General features: G+C 73.4%; 17 protein-coding genes. 9 read left to right on the top strand and 8 right to left on the bottom strand.

Annotated features, from left to right (window positions below):
* Positions 1-30 precede the first annotated feature (30 nt).
* Positions 31-1,155, top strand: coding sequence for a DUF3533 domain-containing protein (locus tag ABT403_RS27895; RefSeq protein ID WP_344168992.1), 1,125 nt, complete (start codon positions 31-33; stop codon positions 1,153-1,155).
* A 69-nt stretch (positions 1,156-1,224) separates the two neighbouring features.
* Here the strand turns inward: ABT403_RS27895 and adhE are convergent, their stop codons facing one another.
* Complete coding sequence (gene adhE, locus ABT403_RS27890; RefSeq protein ID WP_344168989.1) at positions 1,225-3,831, bottom strand: bifunctional acetaldehyde-CoA/alcohol dehydrogenase; 2,607 nt, start codon at positions 3,829-3,831, stop codon at positions 1,225-1,227.
* Positions 3,832-4,116: 285 nt separating this feature from the next.
* Between adhE and ABT403_RS27885 the strand changes: the two genes are divergently transcribed.
* Positions 4,117-5,019: an alpha/beta fold hydrolase gene (locus ABT403_RS27885; protein ID WP_344168986.1), complete on the top strand. Its 903-nt coding sequence runs from the start codon at positions 4,117-4,119 to the stop codon at positions 5,017-5,019.
* 5 nt (positions 5,020-5,024) lie between these two features.
* Here the strand turns inward: ABT403_RS27885 and ABT403_RS27880 are convergent, their stop codons facing one another.
* Positions 5,025-5,585: an NADPH-dependent FMN reductase gene (locus tag ABT403_RS27880; RefSeq protein WP_344168983.1), complete on the bottom strand. Its 561-nt coding sequence runs from the start codon at positions 5,583-5,585 to the stop codon at positions 5,025-5,027.
* Positions 5,586-5,829: 244 nt separating this feature from the next.
* Here ABT403_RS27880 and fxsA point away from each other — a divergent pair, with 244 nt between their 5' ends.
* The 6 genes from fxsA (at position 5,830) to ABT403_RS27850 (ending at position 15,478) form a co-directional block, all read left to right on the top strand.
* A complete protein-coding gene (fxsA, locus tag ABT403_RS27875) occupies positions 5,830-5,994 on the top strand; it encodes an FxSxx-COOH cyclophane-containing RiPP peptide (RefSeq protein ID WP_344168980.1) in 165 nt (54 codons plus the stop codon).
* Positions 5,995-6,023: 29 nt separating this feature from the next.
* Complete coding sequence (gene fxsBH / locus ABT403_RS27870; RefSeq protein WP_344168977.1) at positions 6,024-8,282, top strand: radical SAM/SPASM protein FxsBH, inactivated beta-hydroxylase extension form; 2,259 nt, start codon at positions 6,024-6,026, stop codon at positions 8,280-8,282.
* Positions 8,279-9,088, top strand: coding sequence for an AAC(3) family N-acetyltransferase (locus tag ABT403_RS27865; RefSeq protein ID WP_344168974.1), 810 nt, complete (start codon positions 8,279-8,281; stop codon positions 9,086-9,088). The genes fxsBH and ABT403_RS27865 overlap by 4 nt, the downstream gene beginning before the upstream one ends.
* Before the next feature lie 43 nt (positions 9,089-9,131).
* Positions 9,132-10,538, top strand: a complete 1,407-nt coding sequence (locus tag ABT403_RS27860; RefSeq protein WP_344169200.1) for a TIR-like protein FxsC — start codon at positions 9,132-9,134, stop codon at positions 10,536-10,538.
* Positions 10,522-14,505: an FxSxx-COOH system tetratricopeptide repeat protein gene (fxsT, locus tag ABT403_RS27855; RefSeq protein WP_344168971.1), complete on the top strand. Its 3,984-nt coding sequence runs from the start codon at positions 10,522-10,524 to the stop codon at positions 14,503-14,505. The genes ABT403_RS27860 and fxsT overlap by 17 nt, the downstream gene beginning before the upstream one ends.
* 73 nt (positions 14,506-14,578) lie before the next feature.
* Positions 14,579-15,478, top strand: a complete 900-nt coding sequence (locus tag ABT403_RS27850) for a DUF4231 domain-containing protein (protein WP_344169197.1) — start codon at positions 14,579-14,581, stop codon at positions 15,476-15,478.
* Positions 15,479-15,496: 18 nt separating this feature from the next.
* On the opposite strand, the gene ABT403_RS27845 is transcribed toward ABT403_RS27850, so the two are convergent.
* The 4 genes from ABT403_RS27845 to ABT403_RS27830 form a co-directional block, all read right to left on the bottom strand.
* Positions 15,497-15,976, bottom strand: coding sequence for a hypothetical protein (locus tag ABT403_RS27845; RefSeq protein ID WP_344168968.1), 480 nt, complete (start codon positions 15,974-15,976; stop codon positions 15,497-15,499).
* Positions 15,977-16,058: 82 nt separating this feature from the next.
* Positions 16,059-16,943, bottom strand: coding sequence for a S1 family peptidase (locus ABT403_RS27840; RefSeq protein ID WP_344168965.1), 885 nt, complete (start codon positions 16,941-16,943; stop codon positions 16,059-16,061).
* Positions 16,944-17,108: 165 nt separating this feature from the next.
* A complete protein-coding gene (locus ABT403_RS27835; protein WP_344168960.1) occupies positions 17,109-17,930 on the bottom strand; it encodes a DUF1684 domain-containing protein in 822 nt (273 codons plus the stop codon).
* Between the two features lie 119 nt (positions 17,931-18,049).
* Positions 18,050-19,378: a DUF5685 family protein gene (locus ABT403_RS27830; protein WP_344168957.1), complete on the bottom strand. Its 1,329-nt coding sequence runs from the start codon at positions 19,376-19,378 to the stop codon at positions 18,050-18,052.
* Between the two features lie 285 nt (positions 19,379-19,663).
* On the opposite strand from ABT403_RS27830, the gene ABT403_RS27825 reads away from it, so the two are divergent.
* Positions 19,664-20,122 carry a cell division protein SepF gene (locus tag ABT403_RS27825; protein ID WP_344168954.1) on the top strand — a complete coding sequence of 153 codons (459 nt, stop codon included), beginning with the start codon at positions 19,664-19,666 and terminating at the stop codon, positions 20,120-20,122.
* A gap of 46 nt (positions 20,123-20,168) precedes the next feature.
* Here ABT403_RS27825 and ABT403_RS27820 read toward each other — a convergent pair whose 3' ends face one another.
* Positions 20,169-21,362, bottom strand: a complete 1,194-nt coding sequence (locus tag ABT403_RS27820) for an acyl-CoA dehydrogenase family protein (protein WP_344168951.1) — start codon at positions 21,360-21,362, stop codon at positions 20,169-20,171.
* Positions 21,363-21,394: 32 nt separating this feature from the next.
* A complete protein-coding gene (locus tag ABT403_RS27815) occupies positions 21,395-23,098 on the bottom strand; it encodes an MFS transporter (protein ID WP_344168947.1) in 1,704 nt (567 codons plus the stop codon).
* Positions 23,099-23,385: the final 287 nt, after the last annotated feature.

Here is a 23,385-nt window from a genome sequence, read left to right as displayed (position 1 = left end):
CCCCGCCCCCGGCACGCCGAGCGTGGGGGCATGACCCAGCCCACCGAGCGCACCCCCACCGACGCGGGCCCCTCCGGCGGTTTCCTCGCCGAGATCAAGGACGCCGTGACCATCCGGGCCGCCGTGCTGGTCCTGGGGGTGCTGGCCCTCCAGCTGGCCTTCATCACCTCCTACATCGGGGCCTTCCACCACCCGAAGCCCAGCGAGATCCCCCTGGCCGTGGCCGCCCCCGCCGAGCCGGTCGCCGCACAGGCCGCGCAGCGGCTCGGCGCCCTGCCCGGCAAGCCGCTCGACCCCCGGGCGGTCGCCGACGAGGCGACGGCGCTCGCGCGGATCAGGAACCGGGAGGTGGACGGCGCGCTGATCGTCGAACCGGCCCGCCCGAACGACCGCCTGCTGGTCGCGAGCGGTGCCGGGGCCTCCCTCTCCCAGGCCCTGGAACAGATCGTCACCCTGGCCGGGAAGGCGCAGGGCCGGGGCCTGACCGTCGTGGACGTGGCCCCGGCCGACCGGGGCGACAGCCGCGGCCTCAGCTCCTTCTACCTGGTCGTCGGCTGGTGCGTGGGCGGCTACCTGTGCGCCGCGATCCTGGCCATCAGCGCCGGCGCCCGGCCCGCGAACATCCACCGCGCCGTCATCCGGCTCGGCGCGCTGCTCCTGTACGCGATCGCCGCCGGGCTGCTCGGCGCCGTCATCGCGGGCCCGGTGCTGGAGGCCCTGCCGGGCTCGATCGCGGCCCTGTGGGGGCTCGGCACCCTGGTGGTCTTCGCGGTCGGCGCGCTCACCCTGGCGCTCCAGGGGCTGGCGGGGGTGGTCGGCATCGGCCTGGCGATCCTGCTGGTGGTGGTGTTCGGCAACCCGAGCGCGGGCGGCGCCTACCCGTACCCGCTGCTGCCGCCGTTCTGGCGGGCGATCGGCCCGGCCATGCCGCCGGGCGCGGGCACCTTCGCCGCGCGGTCCATCGCCTACTTCCGGGGCAACGGCGCGGCCGGCCCGATGCTGGTCCTGTCCGCCTGGGCGGTGGCCGGCTCCGCCGTCACACTGGCCTGCGCCATGGCCCGGCGCGGCCGCCCGGGGGCCGCCGTGGGCAGCGGCCTGCCCGACGACGCGCCGTCCGTACCCCGCTTCGCGGGCGGCGGTACGGAGCCCCGCTGACCGGCCCCGCCGCGACGGCGAAGGCCCGCCCGGGCGTACCCGGGCGGGCCTTCGTCCTCTTCGGGGCGGTCACTCCGGCCGGGCGCCGCCGTGGTAGGCCCGCAGCATCAGCCGGCGCATGTCGTCGAGCATCGGCATCCGCGGGTTGGCGGGGGCGCACTGGTCGGCGTAGGCGTTCATGACCTGCTGCGGGAGGGCCTCGGTGAAGGCGCGCTCGTCCACTCCGGCCTCGGCGAAGGAGCCGGGGACGCCACACCGGGCGCGCAGGTCCTCCACGGCGCGGGCGTAGGACTCCACGCCCTCCTCCGGGGTGGCGGCGGGCAGGCCCAGCAGCTTCGCGAGCTCCTGGTAGCGCTCCGGCGCCCGGTAGACCTCCGCCTTCGGCCACGGGGTGGCCTTGTGGGTGACGGTGCCGTTGTACCGGATGACGTGCGGCAGGAGCAGGGCGTTGGTGCGGCCGTGGGCGAGGTGGAAGGTGTTGCCCAGGGTGTGGGCCATCGCGTGGACCAGTCCGAGGAAGGCGTTGGCGAAGGCCATGCCGGCCACGGTGGACGCGTTGTGCATCTTCTCGCGGGCCTCGGGGTCGTCCGGGCCGTGCGTGACGCACCGTTCCAGGTTCTCGAAGACCAGCCTGACCGCCTGGAGGCAGAGCCCGTCGGTGTAGTCGTTGGAGTACGCCGAGACGTAGGCCTCGGTGGCGTGGGTGAGGGCGTCGAAGCCGGAGTCGGCGGTCACGGCGGCCGGCAGCCCCATCGGCAGGTCCGGGTCGACGATGGCCACGTCCGGGGTCAGCGCGTAGTCGGCGAGCGGGTACTTGCGTGCGGCGGCCGGGTCGGAGATGACGGCGAACGGGGTGACCTCGGAGCCGGTGCCGCTGGTGGTGGGGATGGCGACCAGCCTGGCCTTCTCCCCGAGCCGGGGGAAGGTGTAGGCGCGCTTGCGGATGTCGAAGAACTTCTCCTTGGTGTCCGCGAACTCCACCTCGGGCCGCTCGTACATCAGCCACATGATCTTCGCGGCGTCGATCGGGGAGCCGCCGCCCAGCGCGATGACGGTGTCGGGCCGGAACTCGCGCATCAGGGCGGCGCCGGCGCGGACGGTGGCGAGTTCGGGGTTGGGTTCGACGTCGTCGATGACCTGGACGGCGACCGGCTGCGCGCGGGAGGCGAGGATCTCGGTGACCTTGCGGACGAAGCCGAGGCCGACGATGGTCCGGTCGGTGACGATCGTGGCCCGGCTGATGCCCTCCATCTCGGCGAGGTAGCGGAGGGAGCCGCGTTCGAAGTAGATCTTCGGGGGGACCTTGAACCACTGCATGTTGGTGTTGCGCCGTCCGATCCGCTTGATGTTGATCAGGTTGACCGCGCTGACGTTGTCCGAGACCGAGTTGTGGCCGTAGGAGCCGCAGCCGAGGGTCAGTGAGGGCAGGAAGGCGTTGTAGACGTCGCCGATGCCGCCGAAGGTGGAGGGGGAGTTGGCGATGACGCGGACGGCCTTGACCCTGCGGCCGAACTCCTCGACGAGCGCCTCGTCCTCGGCGTGGACGGCGGCCGAGTGGCCCAGGCCGTGGAACTCGACCATGCGCGCGGCGAGTTCGATGCCGTGCCCGGTGTCCTCGGCCTTGAGTGCGGCCAGGATCGGGGAGAGCTTCTCGCGGGTCAGCGGTTCGGCCTCGCCGACCTCGCGGCATTCGGCGAGCAGGACGGAGGTGCCCTCGGGGACCTCGAAGCCGGCCCGCCGCGCGATCCACCGGGCGGACTTCCCGACGACCTCCGCGTTCAGCCGGGCGCCCGCGCAGCCGGTGCCGTGGGCGGTGGCGCCGAAGACGTACTCCTCCAGCTTGGCCTTCTCGGCGTCCGTCAGGACGTGCGCGCCGAGCCGCTCGAACTCCGCGACGCCCTGTTCGTAGATCTCGGCGTCGAGGATGACGGCCTGCTCGGAGGCGCAGATCATGCCGTTGTCGAAGGCCTTGGAGAGCACGATGTCGTGGACGGCGCGGCCCAGCTTCGCGCTCTTGTGGACGTACGCCGGGACGTTGCCGGCGCCGACGCCCAGGGCGGGCTTCCCGCAGGAGTAGGCGGCCTTGACCATGGCGTTCCCGCCGGTGGCGAGGATCGTGGAGACGCCCGGGTGGTTCATGAGGGCGGCCGTGGCCTCCATCGAGGGCTCCTCGATCCACTGCACGCAGCCCTCGGGCGCACCCGCGGCGACGGCGGCGTCGCGGACGATCCGCGCGGCCTCGGCGGAGCAGTGCTGCGCGGAGGGGTGGAAGGCGAAGACGATGGGGTTGCGGGTCTTCAGGGCGATCAGCGCCTTGAAGACCGTCGTCGAGGTCGGGTTGGTCACCGGGGTCATCGCGCAGACGACGCCGACGGGTTCGGCGATCTCGGTGATGCCGTTCAGCTCGTCGCGGCGGACGACCCCGGCGGTCCTGAGCCCGCGCATCGAGTTCACGACGTGCTCGCAGGCGAAGAGGTTCTTGACGGCCTTGTCCTCGAAGAGCCCGCGGCCGGTCTCCTCGACGGCCAGCCGGGCCAGCTCCCCGTGCGCGGCGAGGGCGGCCAGCGAGGCCTTCCTGACGATGTGGTCGACCTGTTCCTGGTCGAAGGTCTCGAACCGGGCGAGCGCCTCCAGCGCATCCCCGACCAGTCCGTCCACCCTCTCGTTGGCCCGCATGGCACGCACTCCTTCTTTTTCGGCTCCCGACGGTTCAATTCGACACCCGAAAGCGGAAGCGAAGGCGCCGAAAAAGCCCTTACCGGGGAGGTCGAAGGTCCCCGCGAGATCCCTCGATCACCGCCGAAACCCCGGCTGACCTGGGGATATGAAAAGGGGCCAAAGCCCCGCGTGCGCTTGTGAAAACTTTCACAAGAATTTCCGCGAGATCGCGCCCTATCGCAACCACCGCCCCGGGAGCACAATCACCCTGACTGCTCGCGCCGGACGTGAGGGAGGGAGCGCGTGCGCGAAGAGGTGCGCACCGCTGACGGACGCGTCCTGACGGCGGAACACTGGGGGGACCCGGAGGGCAAGCCCGTCTTCCTGCTCCACGGCATGCCCGGCAGCAGGCTCGGCCCGGCCCCCCGCGGCATGGTCCTCTACCAGCGGCGGGTCCGGCTCATCGCCTACGACCGGCCCGGCTACGGCGGCTCCGACCGCCATCCGGGGCGCACCGTGGCGGACGTCGCCCAGGACGTGGCCACCATCGCCGACGCCCTCGGCGTGGACACCTTCGCCGTGGCCGGCCGCTCCGGCGGCGGCCCCGGCGCCCTGGCCTGCGCCGCGCTGCTGCCCGAGCGGGTGACGCGGACGGCCGCCCTGGTCCCCCTCGCACCCCGGGACGCGGAGGACCTGGACTGGTTCGCGGGGATGGCCGCCTCGAACGTACGGGAGTACACCACCGCCGCCGACGACCCTGAGGAGCTCACGGCCCGGCTGATCCCGCGCGCCAGCGGCATCGCCCGGGACCCGGGGCGGCTGCTGGACGAGCTGCGCCGGGAGCTGACCGCCAGCGACCGGATGATCGTCTCGGATGCGGGCCTGCGGTCGATGCTCCTGCGCAACTACCGTGAGGGAGTGCGCACTTCGGCGTACGGGTGGATCGACGACATGCTCGCCGCAAGCAGCCCCTGGGGGTTCGACCCCGCCGACATCCGCTGCCCCGTGCTGATCTGGCACGGGGAGCTCGACGTCTTCTCCCCCGTGGGCCACTCGCGCTGGCTGGGCCGCCGCATCCCCGGCGCCACCACCACCATCGACCCGGACGCCGCGCACTTCGCCGCCCTGCGCGCGCTGCCCGAGGTGCTCACCTGGCTGCTGCGCGAACTGCCCACCCCCTCGGTGGGCGAACAGCAGCCGGTCTGAGACCCCTACCCGCGCGCCGCGCCCGCCAGCAGGGCGAGGACCTCCGCGAGGCGCTCGCGGACGGCGGGGTCGGTGACGGCTCCGTCGCCGCCCACCGTCCCCCGGTCCACCGGGATCCGTACGCAGGCGGCGTCGACGACGGCGGCGCCCGTGTAGCCGAGCACCGTCCGCAGCGTGGCCTCGGCGCCCCCGCCCCGGCCCGGGGCGGCCGCGTTCACCCAGGCCACGGGCTTGTCGGAGATCTCGGTACCGCCCACCGTCCAGTCCAGCAGGTTCTTGAAGGAGCCCGGCAGGGTGCCCGCGTACTCCGGGGCGCAGACCAGCAGCGCCGCCGCCCCCGCGATCGCCTCGCGCAGCGCGGCGACCGGGGCGGGCAGCGGGTCGGTGTCCTCGTCGGGGTTGAAGTGCGGGAGACCGGCGAGGCCTTCGTAGCGGACCGCGGTCACCGCCACGGCCCCCTCGGCGGCCACGGACTCGGCGGTGCGCAGCACGGCCTCGTTGACGGAGCCGGCGCGCAGGCTCCCGGAGAGGAGGAGGATGACGGGAAGGGCGGGCGACGTGGGCATCCGTCCACGCTACCGACCGGCCCGAGGGGGCCTCCCGCCGCCCCCCGGAGAACTGGATCTTGCCGTGCGGCGAACGGCCGAATACGGTACCTCGATTATTCCCCCACTCTTTCTATAGAACGCTTGACCAGGCGTCATGTCTCGGTTGCCAATGGGATGCGGACGAGTAAAGTCCCAGCCAGACGCCGGCGGCGCGCCGGGGTCATTCCCTCCCGTTTCATCTGGCCTCCCCGAGGACGGTGCCATGAACACTTCCGCAACCCCGCCGACCAGCGCGGACAAGGACCGCCGGGTCCCTCTCGACAAGATCGACATTCGCAGTGCCTCCGTCGCCACGGCCCTCGGCCGGGTACTGCCGTCGGAATCCGGCCGTCACGCGCAGGCACCGATCTTCAACTCCGCGCTCTGACGGTGAAGTACGCGCTCTAGACTGGTGGAATGACCGGCCTGATCGCATTTCGCGAGATCGTCCTGAAGGTTCACAGCAGATGCGATCTCGCTTGTGATCATTGCTACGTCTACGAACACGCCGATCAGAGCTGGCGGGCCCGGCCGAAAACGATCTCCCCCGGGGTCATTTCCCAGACCGCGTCGCGCCTCGCCGAACATGCCCGTGACCATGCACTCCCCTCCGTCACGGTGATCCTCCACGGAGGGGAACCCCTGCTGGCGGGTCCGGACCGGCTCCGCCTCGTGTGCGAGGAGTTCACCCGCGCGCTCGCCGGGACGGCCGCCCTCGACCTGCGGATCCACACCAACGGGCTCCAGCTGGGCCCCCGTTACCTGGACCTCTTCGCCGAGTACGGCGTCCGGGTCGGCATCTCCCTCGACGGGGACCGCGCGGCCAACGACCGCCACCGGCGGTTCGCGGACGGCCGCACCAGCCACCCGCTGGTCCTGGCGGCCCTCGCCCTGCTCCGCTCGGAGCCCTACCGCCACCTGTACCAGGGCCTGTTGTGCACCGTGGACGTGGCCAACGACCCGGTCGCCGTCCTGGACGCCCTGGTCGCGCTGGAGCCTCCCCGGGTGGACTTCCTGCTCCCCCACGCCACCTGGCAGACCCCGCCGGAACGGCCCGGCGGCGCGCCCGACGCGTACGCCCGCTGGCTGCTGCGGGTCTTCGACCGCTGGGAGGAGCTGGGGCGGCCGGTGCCCGTCCGGCTCTTCGAGTCCCTGCTGTCCACCCTGCGCGGCGGGCCCAGCCTGACGGAGTCCCTGGGACTGGCCCCGACCGACCTGGTGGTCGTCGAGACCGACGGGACGCTGGAGCAGGTCGACTCCCTCAAGAGCGCCTTCGAGGGGGCCGCCGCCACCGGGTTCGACGTCTTCCACCACACCTTCGACCAGGTCGCCGCCCACCCCGGGGTCCGGGCCCGGCAGCTGGGGCTGGCGGGCGTCAGCGGCACGTGCCGCCGCTGCCCTGTCGTACGTTCGTGCGGCGGCGGGCTCTACACGCACCGCTACCGGGAGGACGGCCCGGCCGGCGCGGGCTTCGACAACCCCTCCGTCTACTGCTCCGACCTGCGGGAACTGGTGGACGGGGTGGAGGGGCGGACGGCCGCCCGGGAGGCCGCCCCGCAGCTGGCCGACCCCGCCGAACTCGCCCGCTCCCAGGAGGAGCTGACCCGCGCCCTGCTGGCCCGGCTGCACGGCGAACTCGCCGCCGGCCCGGAGTGGGCGCGGGCCTGGGAGCTGCTGACCGGGGTCGAGCGGGCGGACGCGGACGCGCTGGACGCCGTACTGGGCCACCCGTTCACCCGGACCTGGGTGCTGGACGCCCTGGACTCCGCCCGCGAGGGCCGCCTCGACGCCCCGGGCGCCGCCCGCAGGCTGGCGGCGCTGGCGGCGGCCGCCGTCCTGCGCGGGGGGCTGGAGCCGCCGGCCGAGGTGGCGTACCGGGACGGCGAGGTGTACCTGCCGACACTGGGCCTGCTCCGGCTCGGGGAGCCCGGTACCGAGGGCCGGGCCGCGCTGCACGCCACCGGTGAGGGCTACGCGGTGGTCCGGGCCGGCCGCACCGAGCACCGCTTCGGCCCGGAGACGGGCGACGCGCGCTGGCTGCCCGTACGGACCTGGCGGCCCGGCCCGCAGCGGCCGGCGGTGGCCCTGGAGGACCTGGACCCGTACCGCAACTGCTTCGCCCGCCCGCCCCGGCTGCGTCTCGGCGCCGGGGAGGCCGACGCCTGGCGGCGCCGCCTCGACGCGGCCTGGGCGCTGCTGCACCGCACCGTCCCCGAGTTCGCCCGGGCGGCCGCCTCCGGGCTGAGCACGCTGACCCCGCTGGCCGGCGGCCCCCGGGCGCAGGGCTGGGGCGAGGCCGGGCGGCACGGGCCGGGCGCGCTCGGGGTGCCGTACGCGGCCGGGGTGCGGGAGACCGCGCTGGCCCTGCTGACGGGGCGGCGCCGGGCCCGGCTGCGGGCGCTGACGGAGGTGGCCGACCTGTACGCGCTGGACGGAGCCTGGCAGCACCCCTCCCCCTGGCGGACCCGTCCGGTGCCGGTGTCGCGGCTGCTGGCCGACGTGCACGAGCGGATCGCTGTGGAGGCGTACCGGCGGGCCACGACCACGCAGGAGCCCGGCGGCACGGACCGGATCCACCAGGCCCTGGACCGGCTGTCGGAGGCGGCCGAGCTGACGGTGACCGGCAAGCGGCTGGTGGAGGAGCTGCGCTGGGAGCTCAAGGCGGTGGACGCGTGAGCGGCCCGGCGGGCCCGGGCGCCCTCGCCCTGGCCGTCCAGCTGCGGCTGCTCGGCGTGCGCCCGCGCCGGCGGCTGCTGGTGCACGCCGCGCTCGGCGGTACCGGCCTGCACCCCGGGACGCTGCGCGCGGCCCTCACCGGGGTGCTGGGCCCCCGGGGCACCCTGGTGGTCCCGGCCTTCACCCCGGAGAACTCCCTGACCTCCTCCGCCCACCTGGCCCGGATCGCCGGCCTCGGCGAGGAGGAGGTGGCGGTCTTCCGCTCGCGGATGCCCCCCTTCGACCCGGAGCGCACCCCGAGCCAGGGCATGGGCGCCCTGGCCGAGGAGGTCCGTACCGCCCCGGGCGCCGCCCGCAGCGGCCACCCGCAGACCTCCTTCGCCGCGCTCGGTGCGGACGCGCGGCGGATCTGCGCGGGCCACCGGCTGGAATCCCATCTCGGCGAGGATTCCCCGCTGGGAAAACTGTGCTGGGAGGGAGGACAGGTACTCATGATCAATGTGGGATTTTCCTCCTGCACCGCTTTCCACCTCGCGGAGTACCGAATTCCGAAGCCCCCCTTGCGCATGTACGACTGTGTGGTGAAGGTGAACCTTCCGGGCGGGCGGCGGGGGAACGGGCACGAGGGGGAGTGGACCAGGTACGAGGACGTCGCCCTGGACGACGGGGATTTCGCGGAGATCGGCCGGGCGTTCCCGGATTCACTGGTGCGCAGGGGAAAGGTGGGCGGGGCACCCGCCGTTCTCTTCTCGGTCGCGGACGCCGTCGACCACGCCCAGGCCTGGATGACCGAAAACAGACGCTGATTGACTGAACGAGGAGGGGATGTGTCGGAGGAGCTCCGGAATGATGTTCCTTCGCTCGCATCTTCGGGACGGGGGTCGTGTGCCCGCATCAGTGCAGCCGTATTTTTTTCTCAGTTACGCGCATACACCGAGGTTCGGGCCCGGAGGACCCGACCCGGACATGTGGGTGGAGCGGCTCTTCCGTGACCTGTGCAACCACATCATGGCGCTCACCAGCCTGCCCGCCGGCGCCGAGGTCGGCTTCATGGACCGCGAGATACGCAGCGGCGAGGGCTGGTCGGAACGGCTCGGGTCGGCGCTCGCGACCTGCCGGGTCTTCGTCCCCCTGTTCTCGCCGCGCTACTTCGCCAGTGAGATGTGCGGGAAGGAGTGGTTCGCCTTCGCGCAGCGCGCCATCCAGCTGGGCGCCGCCAGCAACGAGAAGACCGAGGCCATCGTCCCCGCCCTGTGGGTGCCGGTACCGCCCTCCCAACTCCCGGTCCCGGCGGAGCGGTTGCAGTTCAACCACAACACCTTCGGCGAGCGCTACGTCACCGACGGGCTGTACGGCCTGATCAAACTCCGCGGCTACGCCGAGCAGTACGAGCACGCCGTGTACGAACTGGCCCGCCGGATCGTCGGGGTGGCCGAGACCGTACGGCTGAAGCCGGTCCGCCCGCTGGACTACCGCGTGGTGCCCAGCGCCTTCGGTCCGGCCGGCGGCCGGCCCGGCGGCGGCCCCACCGCCCGCACCCTGCACGTGACGGTGGCCGCCGCCTCCCGGCACGACCTGCCCGAGGGCCGCAGCCCCGAGTACTACGGGGAGAGCGCGCTGGAGTGGAACCCGTACCACCCGGCCTCCCAGCGGCCGGTCGCGTACGTGGCCGAGGAGCTGGTCAAGAACCTCAACTACCAGACCACGATGTCCTCGTTCGACGACGAGGCCGGGCACTTCGACAGCAAACAGCCGCCGACCCGCCCGGAGATCCTGATCGTCGACCGCTGGGCCGTGGAGGACGAGCACCGCCGCCAGCGCCTGGCCTCCTTCGACCAGGAGCACCGCCCGTGGATCAACGTGGTGGTGCCGTGGAACCGCTACGACCACCAGAGCCGGGCCAAGGAGGACGAGCTGGCGCACCGGCTGGAGGAGACCCTGCCCGTCAAGATGAGCCAGGGCCGGGCCGCCTGCCGGGCCGCCGCAAACGGCGTGGCCAGCATGGAGACCCTCGGGCAGATCCTCCCGCAGGTGGTCGAGGCGGCCGCCCAGCAGTTCCTCAGACACGCCCAGGCGTACCCGCCGGCCGGGCACACCCCCACCGAACGCCGGCGCCTGGTCGGGCCGATGGGGATGAGCGACCCGCCGCCGGCGCCCTTCCCGCCCACCGCGCACCGGCAGCCGCCGGGCGGCGGCCGGGCGGCCGACGACAGCAACGACACCGACCGGGGGGACGCGGATGACAGCCAGTCGTGACAGCCGAGACGGACGCATCGTCACCTTCTACTCGTACAAGGGCGGGACCGGCCGCACGATGGCGCTGGCCAACACCGCCTGGATCCTCGCCTCCAACGGCAAGCGGGTGCTCGCCGTGGACTGGGACCTGGAGGCCCCCGGCCTGCACCGCTTCTTCCACCCCTTCCTGGACCCCTCCACCCTCGGGGCCACCACCGGGGTCATCGACCTGATCAGCGAGTACGCCTGGGCCGCCACCAGCCCGGTGCCGCGCCCCGCCGACTGGCACAAGGACTACGCGCGGATACAGCCGCACGCCGTCTCGCTCACCCCGGAGAACCTCGGCTGGGACTTCCCCGACGGCGGCACCCTCGACTTCGTCTCGGCGGGCCGGCAGAACCGCGAGTACTCGGCGACCGTGTCCACCTTCGACTGGGACAACTTCTACGACCGGCTCGGCGGCGGCCTCTTCTTCGACGCCCTGCGGGCGGACATGAAGCGGAACTACGACTACGTCCTGATCGACAGCCGCACCGGCCTGTCCGACATCGCGGACATCTGCACCGTCCACCTCCCCGACGTCCTCGTCGACTGCTTCACCCTGTCCGACCAGTCCATCGACGGCGCCGCCTCCGTCGCCCGGCAGATCGACGAGCGGTTCAACGACCGCGGCATCAAGATCTACCCGGTGCCGATGCGCATCGACGAGGGCGAGAAGGAGAAGGCCGACGCGGGCCGGGCGCTGGCCCGGATCAAGTTCGACCGGTTCCCCGGCGGCCTCGTCGGGGACGAGCTGACCGCCTACTGGGGCGCGGTGGAGATCCCGTACCGCCCGTACTACGCCTACGAGGAGACGCTGGCCACCTTCGGCGACGAGGCCGGGCTCACCAACTCGCTGCTCTCCGCCTTCGAGCGGCTGACGGCGGTGGTCACCGAGGGCGAGATCACCTCCATGCCGGTGATCGGCGAGGAGGTCCGGCTGCGGATCCGGGACGCCTTCACCCGGCGCCGCCCGGCCCTGCCCGCCGACCTGTTCCTCTCCTACGTCGCCGAGAACCGGATGTGGGCCGACTGGATCGAGTCGGTCCTCACCCGGGCCGGCTTCCGGGTCGTGCCCAAGGACGTCTCGGCGGAGCGCCCGCCCGCCACCGCCCAGGGCGCCGGGGACACCCTGGGCGGCGGGACGGGCATCGGCGTCGAGACCGCCGGCCGGACCGTGGTGCTGCTCTCCAGCGCCTACCTCAAGTCGGCCCGGGCCGTGGACGTGTGGAACCGCGCCGCCGCCGAGGACCCCACCGGGGGCCGGCGCCACCTGGTGCCGCTGCGGGTGGGCGACGTACGCCTGGCCACGCCCTACATCGACCGCAACCCGGTGGACCTGTTCCGGCTCGACGAGGTGCACGCCACCGCCGCCCTGCTGCGGGCGGTGGAACGGCCCGCGGCCCTGGCCGACACCGTCTCCGGAGCCGCCCAGCCCGGCCCGCGCTTCCCGGGGACGGTCCCGAAGATCTGGAACGCGCCGCCCCGCAACCCCGGGTTCACCGGCCGCAGCATCGTCCTGGAGCGGATGCGCGACCAGCTGGGCGTCGGCATGGCCGTGGTGCTGCCCCAGCCGCAGACCCTGTACGGGCTCGGCGGCGTCGGCAAGACGCAGGTGGCGCTGGAGTACGTGCACCGGTTCATGGCCGACTACGACCTGGTGTGGTGGATCTCCTCGGAGCAGACCGACGACGTGGTCGCGGCCCTCGCGGAGCTCGCCGTACGCCTGGGCGCGCAGACGGGCGAGGACATGGCGGCCGCCTCCCAGGAGGCGATCGACCTGCTGCGCCGGGGGGTGCCCACCTCGCGCTGGCTGCTGGTCTTCGACAACGCCGACGATCCCGAGACGCTCAGGCGCTTCTTCCCGGGCGGGCCGGGGCACGTGCTGGTGACCTCCCGCAACCAGTCCTGGTCCCAGTACGGGGACGCGCTGCCGGTGGACGTGTTCCTGCGCGAGGAGTCCGTCGAGCACCTCCAGCGCCGTGCGCCGGGGCTCACCGCGGACGACGCCGAGCAGGTGGCCGTCGCGGTGGGCGACCTGCCGCTGGCCGTCGAGCAGGCGGGGGCCTGGATCGCCGAGACGGCCACGCCCGTGTCCGCGTACCTGGAGCAGCTCGCCGAGCAGACGGCGCGGGTGCTGAGCCTGAACCAGCCGGCCGGGTACCCGCAGCCGGTGGCCGCGACCTGGAACGTGTCGATCGAGCGGCTCAAGTCCCGCTCCCCCGCCGCCGTGCGCCTCCTCCAGCTGTGCGCCTTCTTCGCGCCCGAGCCGATATCCGCGAACCTGCTGTACAGCAAGGAGATGATCGACGCGCTGAAGCCGTACGACGCCTCGCTCCAGGAGAAGCTGGTGCTGGGCCGGGTGATCCGGGAGATCGGCCGGTTCGCGATGGCCAAGGTCGACCAGGTCGGCAACAGCATCCAGGTGCACCGGCTGGTCCAGGCCGTGATCCGGGCGCAGCTGTCGGAGGAGGAGCAGCGCGAGGCACGGCACGCGGTGCACCGGATCCTGGCGGGGGCCCGCCCGGACGACGACGAGCCGATAGACAACCCGGAGACCTGGCCGAGGTTCGGCACGATCTGGCCGCACCTGAACCCGTCCGAGGCGCGTTTCTGCAAGGAGCCGGAGACCCGCCGGCTGCTGATCGACCGGGTGCGCTACCTGTGGAAGCGCGGTGACTTCAAGGCCGCGTACACCCTGGGCGAGGAGCTGCGCGAGTCGTGGCGGGAGATGCTCGGCAGCGATGACCTCCAGTACCTGTACCTGCGCTTCCACCTGTCGAACATCCTGCGCTCGCAGGGCCGGTTCGTGGAGGCGAAGGAGCTGGACGAGGTCACGCTGGAGCGGCAGCGCGCGGCGCTGGGCCCCTCGCACCCGCACACGTACATGACCACCAGCGGTCTGGCGATGGACCTGGGCGCGCTCGGCCGCTACGGCGAGGCGATGGAGCTGGCGACGGCGGCGCACGAGGGGTTCGGGCAGATCTTCCACGAGGCGCACCCGCGCACCCTGGCGGCGGCGAACAACCTGGCGCTGAACCTGCGCATGGTCGGGCAGTACGCGCGGGCCAGGGAGATCGACCAGGAGGTCTTCGACCGGCGTACGGAGGTACTGGGCCCGGACCACCCGTACACCCTGTCCTCGGCGCAGAACCTGGCCCGGGACCTGCGCGAGGTGGGCCGGTACGACGATTCGGTGCAGCTGCTGAGCCGGACGTACGAGATCTACAAGCGGACGCTGGGGCGGGCCTTCCCGGGCACGCTGTCGGCGGCGAAGAACCTCGCGGTGTCGCTGCGGCGGGCCGGGGAGCTGGAGGACGCCCTGCGGCTGACGACGGCCACCCGCAACCGGTACCGGGCCAAGTACACCTCGGTCAACCCCGACCTGCTGGCCTGTGAGCTGAACCTGGCCTCGGACCTGTTCGCGACCGGTGATCCGGGCGCGGCGCGGGAGCTGGCGCAGGAGGTGGTGGACGAGTACATGAAGGTGCCGGGCGAGAAGCACCCGTACACCCTGGCCGCGCTGAACAACCTGGCGGTGTTCCACTGGGGGACGGGCTCGGCGGAGACGGCGGAGCCGCTGCTGCGGCAGACGATCCGGGCGATGCGCGTGGTGCTGGGCGACAACCACCCGCACACGGTCTTCGCGCACCTGAACCTGGCCAACGCCCTGGCGGACCTGGGCGACCCGGAGGGCGCCCTGGAGCTGGAGCGGGAGGCGGTGGTGCGGCTGCGCGAGGCACTCGGGGCGCACCATCCGGAGACCCTGGCGAGCTCGTCGAACATGGCGGTGAGCCTGGACATGACCGGCCGCAAGGAGGAGGCGGCGAGGGTGCGGGCGGAGGCGGTGTCCGAGCTGGCGCGGCTGCTGGGCGAGGACCACGGTCTGACCCGCTACGCGCGTGACGAGCGGCGGGTCCACCGGGACCTGGAGCCGCTCGCGGTGTGATCCGACGAGGGCGGCGGGGCCCGGCGGGTCCCGCCGCCCGGGAGCGAGCGCAGGGGGCGCCGTGACCGACAGCATGACCTTTCGCAACGAGGACCTGCCGGCCCTCTTCCACCACACCGATCAGGCGGCGGTCTCGCGGCAGCGGGAGTCCGTCCAGGCCACGCGGGCGCAGCTGGTGCTGCTCGTGGCGGCGGCGGGGGCGGCGGCCCTCCCGTCGGGGCCGGCGGCGGGCGGGCTGCACCTGTTCGCGGCGCTGAGCGCGCTGGCGTACGCGGGGGTGCTGGCCGTGGGCGTGCGGGCGACCCGGCGGCGGGCCCGTCCGCAGTGGCAGCTCAACCGGAGCGCGGCGGAGTTCATCAAGTCGCTGGCGTGGCGGTACGCCGTGCACGGGGCGCCCTTCGGCAGTGAGGTCGCGGATCCCGGGGCGGTGTACCGGGCGCGGCTGGAGAAGGGGCTGGACGAGCTGCGCAAGATGGGCTGGCGGGACCCGCGTGCGGCGGGCCTGCTGCCGGAGGGAGGGGAGGTCACCGGGGCGATGCAGCGACTGCGCGGGCTGGACTACCAGGTGCGCAGGGAGACGTACGTCCGGGACCGGCTGATCGAGCAGCGCACCTGGTACCAGCGCAGGGCGGAGGGCTCGCGGCGGGCGACGGCGCTGTGGTCGTGGACGATCGTGCTGCTGACCTGTCTGGGGCTGCTGTGCGCCCTGTTCGGGGCGTTCGGTTCGGGCCCGGGGGCCACGGCCGCGGCGGGGCTGACGAGCGCGGCCGCGGCGGCGGCGATCGCCTGGAACGAGGTGCGCCGCCACCATCCGCTGATCGAGGCGCACACGCTGATCGAGCAGGACCTGTCGGCGATGATGGTCGTGATGCAGACGACGATCACGGAGGCGCAGTGGCCGTCGGCGGTGTACGAGACGGAGCGCTACGTGTCGCCGCAGCACACCGACTGGCTGGCGCGGCACAGCAGTTGACGGCGGGCGGGGCGTGGTTCAGTCGCGGGCCACGCCCTCGGGCCAGATGACGCTGACGGGTTTGCCCAGGGCCCGGGCGTAGGCGACGATCTCGCCGGTGCCGCCGTGTCCGCGGGCGGGGAGGCCGTCCCAGACGGCGACGAGCCGGTCGCAGGTCTCGGCGATGTAGGTGCCGGCGGCGTAGTAGGCCTCGTCGGTGGAGCGGGGGAAGCCCATCAGGACCTCCTGCGTGGCGCGGCCCTTGAGCCGCCGGTAGGCGGCGAGGCCGGCCGGGTCGCGGAAGGTCTCCTCGTAGTCCCCGCTGGGGATGACGACGGTGAGCTCGGCGCCGTGTTCCAGGGCGATGGCGGCGAAGAGCTGGTCGGCTCCGTCCGCGAGGCTGGAGAGGGCCTCCAGCGGTCCCGGGTGCCCGCCGAGCACGGCCCGCAGGCCCTCCTCGACATGGGCGAGGCACTGGTCGGGAATCGTCCGGTGCCCGGTCACGCCGATCCGCTTCATACGAGCTCCTCCCCCGTGGACGCCCTGGACATCCTCCCAGAAGGCGGGAGGACGTCCAGGGGGCCTGCGCCGGGGGGTCCCGTCAGTAGACGCTGACGCCGTAGGCGCTCAGGGCCTCGGTGACCGGCTGGAAGAAGGTGGTGCCGCCGGAGGAGCAGTTGCCGCTGCCGCCGGAGGTGAGGCCGACGGCGCGGCTGCCGGAGTAGAGGGGGCCGCCGCTGTCGCCGGGTTCGGCGCAGACGTTGGTCTTGATCATGCCGTAGACCACGTCACCGTTGCCGTAGTTCACGGTGGCGTTGAGGCCGGTGACGGAGCCGCTGTGGATGCCGGTGGTGGAGCCGCGCCGGGTGACGGACATGCCGGTGGTGGCGTTGACGGCGGTGGTGATGTCCTGGCTGCCGACGGTGCCGGGCGGGACCGGGCTGTTGCTGGCGTACTTGATGAGCCCGTAGTCGTTGGTGGGGAAGCTGGAGCCGACGGTGGTGCCGATGGTGGTGGTGTGGGAGGAGCTGGTCCACCAGGTGCCGGCGCCGTCGGTGCAGTGGCCGGCCGTCAGGACGTAGTAGTTGGAGCCGTTGCGGACGTTGAAGCCGAGCGAGCAGCGCCAGCTGGTGGCGTAGATGGCGTCGCCGCCGGAGAGCAGCTTCCTGATCTTGCCGGGGGTGCGTTCGATGCGCAGCGCGGCCGCGTCGGCTCCGGCCTCGCTGCGGATTCTGGCCAGGTCGGCCTGGGTGACGGTGGAGTCCGCGGTGACCACGAGGGTCCCGGTGGCGGGGTCGGTGTGCCAGGCGGTGCCGGCGACGTCGGCGCGCAGGACGGAGGCCCCGGCGGCGGCGAGCCGGGCGGCGCTGAAGCCGGTGTCCGCGGGGTCGGCGCTGGCGGCGGTGGGGGCGGCGATCGCGGCGACTGCGGCGAGGCCGGTGGCCACGGCGAGCAGCCGCAGACGGATGGTGCTGTTGATCCTCACTTCACGTCCTCCCGGTGGGGGGTCGGGGGCCCGGCCGGCGGGTGGGGGGTGCCGGAGCCCTTGGGCGGCGGGGGGAGGGCGCGGCGGGCGTGCGGCCGTCGGCCGAACGTTTCGCCGTGCCCCTGACAAGTCCGCCGGATGACGCTGAACGGGAGTGTCCTGGCGTCAGTCACCGGCGGCAAGGGCGCCTTTCAGCCGTCGCTCACCGGCGGCGGCCTCGAAGGGCAGGGTGTTCCCGGGGGGCGGGAACGGGCAGATGAAGTGGTCGGCGAAGGCGCAGGGCGGCAGCAGCGCGCGGTTGAGGTCGACGGTGACCACCCCGTCCGGAGCGGGGGTTCCGGGCCGCAGGAAGCGGAAGCGGTAGCTGGAATCCCCGCTGGTGGCGTCGGCGAAGACGGCCCACAGGCTGCCGTCGTCCCCGTCGACGGCCACCTGGAGGGCGTGCGGGGCGCCGGCGTACGTGAACAGCAGCTCCCCGCCGAGGCCGAGCCCGCGGGCGCGCCCGTCGGCGTTCTCCACCCGCACCGTCCGGTCCTCCCCGTACGGGTGGAAGCGGCCGGGCAGGGCGAAAGCGGGATCGTAGGGGGTGGCCTCGATGCCGGCGAAGGCGCGCCGGGCCGCCGAGCCTGGGTCGTAGGTGCGTACGGCCCACTCCCCCTCGCGGCGGATCACGACCAGCCGTACGTCGCCGGCGGCGAGGCGGGAGCCGGCCGGCGGCCCCTCGTCGGCGCCGAGGCGGGCCTCCCCGTCGAGGGGCTTCCCGTCGAGTTCGAGGCCGTCCTCGGGGGCGGCGCTCACCACCACCCCGTCGGCGGTGGCGCGCCAGCGCCCCGGAACGGCCGGAATTCGCCCTTCCAGGTCCTCCGGCACCGTCTCGGCGAGCCAGTGGGTGCCGGTCAGCGCGAGGGGTCCGTAGGGGGCGGAGACGGTCGCCACGCGCTGCTCGTGCCACCGCCGCCAGGCCGTGGCCGCTTCGTCGTCGCTCATGCCGCTCAGCCCTTCCCGGCGGACCCGGGCGGGAATCCCCCCGTACGCCGTACGGGCCTGTGGACGAACGGAACTGACGTCGCCTCACTCCCGCCCGGCGCCCGGAGGGGGACGGGCCGTCAGCTACAACCGCAGTCGCATCCGTCGCAGCAGCAGCCGTCACAGTCGCAGCAGTCACAGCCGTCGCAGTTGCAGCAGTCGCAGTCGCAGTCGTCGCACCAGGCGTCGCGCTTCTTACGGGACCAGGGGCCCTCGTAGTCGGTGCAGCAGATCTGGCAGGTGCAGAACAGACCGATGGCCACCGCGCAGCCGTGCAGCAGTCCCCGGCGCGGCTTCTGCGGGGGCTGCCCGCCGAAGCCGCCGCCCCCGCCGCCGGGGCCGCCCGGGCCCATCGGGGGCGGGGTGCCGGGGCCGCCGGGGGCGTACTGCGGCGCGCCGCCGTAGGGGTTCTGGCCGTACGGGGCGCCGCCGTAGGGGTTCTGCCCGTAGCCGCCGGGGGCGTTCGGCTCGTAGCCCTGCGGCGGGTAGCCCTGCGGGGGCCGGCCGTAGCCCTGCCCCGCGGAGTTCTCGGCGGCGTGCCCGTGGCCGCACGAGGTGGTGCCGAAGGCGCGGTCCACCGAGGTGCGCAGCTCGTGCACCAGCAGCCGGTGGGCGAGCCCCGCGTCGGCGAACTCCACCTCGCGCATCGCCAGCTTGATGCCGTGCAGCGCGTCGTCGCACAGCCGGCGGGCCTCGGCCCGGGAGGTGCCGGTCGCCGTGAGCGGGTTCCAGGCGCCCGCGGCGGCGTCGGCGGACTGGTCCTCGACGGCGTCCAGCAGGTGCGCGAGCCGCCCGAAGTAGCGGCCCGCCTCGGCCAGCGGCGCGGCGTTGCCTGGACGTCCCGCCAGGACCGCGGTATGGGCGAAGGCGGCCGCGGTGGCCGTCTCCGTCGGCTCGGTGACCACCAGGACCGGCGTGCCGGGACCGGCCAGGGACTCGATCCCGCCCTGGCGGTCCACGGCGTCGACGAGCACCGCCGTGTCGAAGCCGAGCGCGGCGCCGGTGCGGGCGCCGGCCCGGTCCCAGCCCCGGGCCACCCGGCGCGCGGCGAGGGCGATCGGGGCGCGGGCCAACAGGCCGTCCCGGTCGGCCACGTGGTCGCGCACCTTCGCCGAGGCGAGTACGAGCGACACGGCGGCCGCGAGCCGCGCACCCTCTCCGTTGGCGACCGGGGCGGTGCGCATGCCGCGCAGCGGGCAGGGCCCGGCGGTGCGCCGCGCACCGGGCAGCGGACCCGACTGAGCCTCCGTCAGAACGGAGACCAGCAGCCCGTCGTAGTTCGTGACGATCCTCGCGAACTGGCCGTGGTCACCGCGAAGTGCCAGGCACAGACCGCAGAGATGGGCCATCCACTCCGTCTTGAACCGGTCGCCGAGCCGGTGCGTGCAAGGTCTGACGATGCCGAACAAACCGCTTCCCCCGTGTGTCATCCGCGTGTTTCCGGGGCATCGTATCCAGCCGGCTCGTTCACCCGTACGTCCCAGCGGCTCACCCGGACGGCGGCGGCGGTCGTATTTTCACTCAGTCAGCAGTGGTGGGGGGCGGGAACCTCGCCGGTGCAACGGATGTTCTGCACCAGTCCCGTCACGAAACCCCTGCGCGGCGGCTATCCACTTGGCGCGTTGTCAGCATCATGGACGACCATAGGGGCAGCGGAGCAGAAGACAGACTGGCCACGGTGAAAGGAGGCGTCCATGGGTTCGGTACGCAAGGCGAGCGCCTGGTTGGGTCTCGTGGAGGACAGCGACGACGAGCGCTACTACGACGACGACTACGCGGAGGCGGTGGACCGCCGGCAGGGCTCGGTCGCGGGACCCGGCGAGCAGTGGGTCACCGACCCCCGGGTGCGCGTGGCCTCGGAGTCGGCGGTCGAGCGCGGCCGGCGGATCGCGACGGTCACCCCGGACGGGTTCCGTGACGCGCGCGGCATCGGCGAGCTCTTCCGCGAGGGCGTCCCGGTGATCGTGAACCTGTCGTCCATGGACCCGACCGACGCCAAGCGCGTGGTCGACTTCGCGGCGGGCCTGACCTTCGGGCTGCGCGGCTCGATCGAGCGGGTGGCGACCAGGGTCTTCCTCCTGACCCCGGCCGACACCCAGATCGTCAGCGGTGAGGCGGGCGGCCGTTCCCGCGACTTCTTCAACCAGAGCTGAGCAGGGTGGCGGCACCTCCCAGCGGTAGCTGGGGGAGCTCGCCGGCTTACCGGAAGGCGTCGAGCCCGGTGAGGGCCTTGCCCAGCACCAGCTGGTGCATCTCCACGGTCCCCTCGTAGGTGAGCACCGACTCCAGGTTGGTGGCGTGCCGCATGACGGGGTACTCCAGGGAGATCCCGTTGGCCCCGAGGACGGTCCGCGCGGTACGGCAGATGTCGATGGCCTCGCGGACGTTGTTGAGCTTGCCGAAGCTGATCTGCTCCGGCCGCAGGGTCCCCGCGTCCATGCGCCGGCCCAGGTGGTGGGCGAGCAGGATGCCCTTGTGGAGTTCGAGTGCCATGTCGGCCAGCTTGGCCTGGGTGAGCTGGAAGCCGCCGATGGGCCTGGCGAACTGCTCCCGCGTCCGCGCGTAGTCGAGCGCGGCCTCGAAACTGGCGCGCGCCGCGCCCATGGCCCCCCAGATGATCCCGTACCGCGCGTGGCTGAGGCAGCCCAGCGGACCCTTGAGCCCGGTGACGCCCGGCAGCACCGCGTCGGCGGGCAGCCGTACGTCGTCCAGGACCAGCTCGCTGGTGACCGAGGCGCGCAGCGACCACTTGTGCTTGATCTCCGGGGCGGAGAACCCCGGCGTGTCGGTGGGGACGGCGAAGCCGCGGATCCCCTCGTCCGTCTGCGCCCAGACGACGGCCACCGAGGCCACCGAGCCGTTGGTGATCCACATCTTGCGGCCGTTCAGGATCCAGTCGGAGCCCTCCCGCTTGGCGTGGGTGCGCATCGCGGCCGGGTCGGAGCCCACGTCGGGCTCGGTCAGCGCGAAGCAGCCGATCAGCTCGCCGGCCGCCATGCCCGGCAGCCAGCGCTGCTTCTGCTCCTCGGAGCCGTACTTCCAGATCGCGTACATGGCGAGGGAGCCCTGGACGGAGACCAGCGAGCGGATCCCGGAGTCGGCGGCCTCCAGCTCCAGACAGGCCAGGCCGTACTGGACGGCGCTCGCGCCCGCGCAGCCGTAGCCCGTCAGGGACATGCCGAGGGCGCCGATGGAGCCCAGTTCGCGGGCCAGCTCGCGGATGCCGGGGAGCTCCCCGGCCTCGTACCACTGGGCGATGTGCGGCAGGACCCGGTCGGCGGCCCAGGCGCGGACGGTGTCGCGGACGGCGAGGTCCTCGGGGCTGAGCAGTTCGTCCAGTCCGAGCGGGTCGGTGGGGACGAAGGGGTTCTTCGGCGCGGACGACGCGGACAAGAGGGGCCTCCCGGCAGGCGCGTGGGCGAAACCTAGCGGTGCAAGTTTGTCGCCGACCCCGCCCCCGGTCCACCCCCGACCGGAGCGGCGGGCCCCTTGGCCTGGGCGGGCAGGCGTACGGGGGCCCCGGCCGGGACCGCCGCCGCGTCCGCGCCTGCCCCGTCACAGGCGGACGGCTCGGCGTTCTCCATGGTGCGCGGCAGCCTGAGGGCCATCACCGCGCCCGCCAGCAGCAGGCCCGCGCTGACCACCAGGGTCACGTGCAGCCCGTGCACGAAGGAGTGCCGGGCGGCCGCCGCCAGGGACTGGCCCGCCGGGCCGCCGAGGTGGGCGGCGATCTGGTAGGCCTCGCCGAGGGAGTTCGCGGCGCCCGCCGAGTCCTCGGCCGGCACCCCGGGGACACCGAGCAGCCCGGGCCGGTAGGCGGCGTTCATCACGCTGCCGAGCAGGGCGATGCCCATGCCCGCGCCGAGCTGGTAGGAGGTCTCGCCTATGGAGGCGGCGCCCCCGGCGGCCTCCACCGGGGCCTCGCTCAGCATGGACTCGTACGCCGCGAAGAGGGTGGTCTGGAGGCCGAAGCCCAGCAGGACGAACCCCGTGGTCAGCAGGGCGGGCCGGTCGTCCTGGCCCATCAGGGTCAGCAGCAGCACGGCGCCCGCGGTCAGCACGAAGCCCAGGGAGACCATCGTGCGCGGGCCGACCCGCTGGAGGGTGTACGAGCCGGTGGCCCCGGCGGCCATCGCGGCGAAGGTCAGCGGCAGCAGCCGCAGGCCGGTCTCCAGCGGGCTCAGGCGCAGCACCAGCTGGAGGTACTGGACGGCGATCAGCTCCAGGCCGACCAGGGCCAGCATGGCGAGCACGATGCAGCCGACGGAGGTGGAGAAGGCGGCCCGGGAGAACATCCGCATGTCGATCAGCGGGTGCTCGCGCCGCTTCTGGCGCCGTACGAAGAGGACGAGCAGCACCGCGCCGAGGAGCAGCGGGACCAGGGCCTGCGGGTCGGCGAGATGGCGCTCGGCGCCGATCCGCTTGACCCCGAGGACCACGCCGAGCACGCCGGCGGCGGCCATCAGCGCGCCCACCACGTCCCAGGGCCCGTCGGCCGCGCCCCGCGATTCGGGCAGCAGCCAGCGGCCGAGCGGCAGGATCAGCGCCATCAGCGGGATGTTGATGAGGAAGACGGAGCCCCACCAGAAGTGCTGGACGAGGAAGCCGCCGAGGACCGGCCCGCTGGCCGCGCCGATCGCGGCGACGGCGGTCCAGATGCCGATGGCCAGGGCCCTCTCGCGCCGGTCGGGGAAGACCTGGCGCAGGATCGACAGGGTGGCGGGCATGATCATCGCCCCGCCGACGCCGAGCAGGGCGCGGGCGCCGATCAGCACCTGGGCGTTGTCCGCGAGGGCGGCGATCGCCGAGGCGACGCCGAAGAGGGTGTAGCCGAGGAGCAGGATCCGGCGCCGGCCGACGCGGTCGCCGAGGGTGCCGAAGAGGATCAGCAGCGCGGCGCACACCAGCGGGTAGGCGTCGACGATCCACAGCAGTTCCTGCGAGCCGGGCCGCAGGTCCTCGGTGACGGAGGGGACGGCGACGTGCAGGATCGTCGCGTCGAGCGCGACGAGCACCAGGCTGACGCAGAGGACCGCGAGGACGACCCAGCGGTTGGCGCCGCCGGAGACCTCGGTGATCCGCTGCCGGAGGGGGGACCTCCCGTCGCCGGCCGTGTTCGTCCCCGACATCCGTGTACCTCCCAGGTGATCCCTCGCACTCGGCGGACCAGCGTCGTACGGCGCCGCGGGGTGGTGCCCTGTGCGGCGTCCTACGGGGTCCGGCATCGACTCGCGAGTGAAGGGTCAGCGTACGCGAGTTCGCGTGCCCGGCACGTGGTCAAGCTCTCATCGCGGCGACGGCCCCGCTGTGGTGTGCGCCACTCGCCGCCGCTCCCCCTTTCCCCCGCGTACACGCGTGATCACGGCCCGTGGTTGCGGTTCCGTACCCGGTGGTGACGCCGTTGATACTCGTCCAC

The sequence above is a fragment of the Streptomyces sp. NPDC000075 genome (genome assembly GCF_040301925.1).
GTDB lineage: Bacteria > Actinomycetota > Actinomycetes > Streptomycetales > Streptomycetaceae > Streptomyces > Streptomyces polychromogenes.
This window is presented reverse-complemented; position numbering and strand designations above follow the sequence as displayed.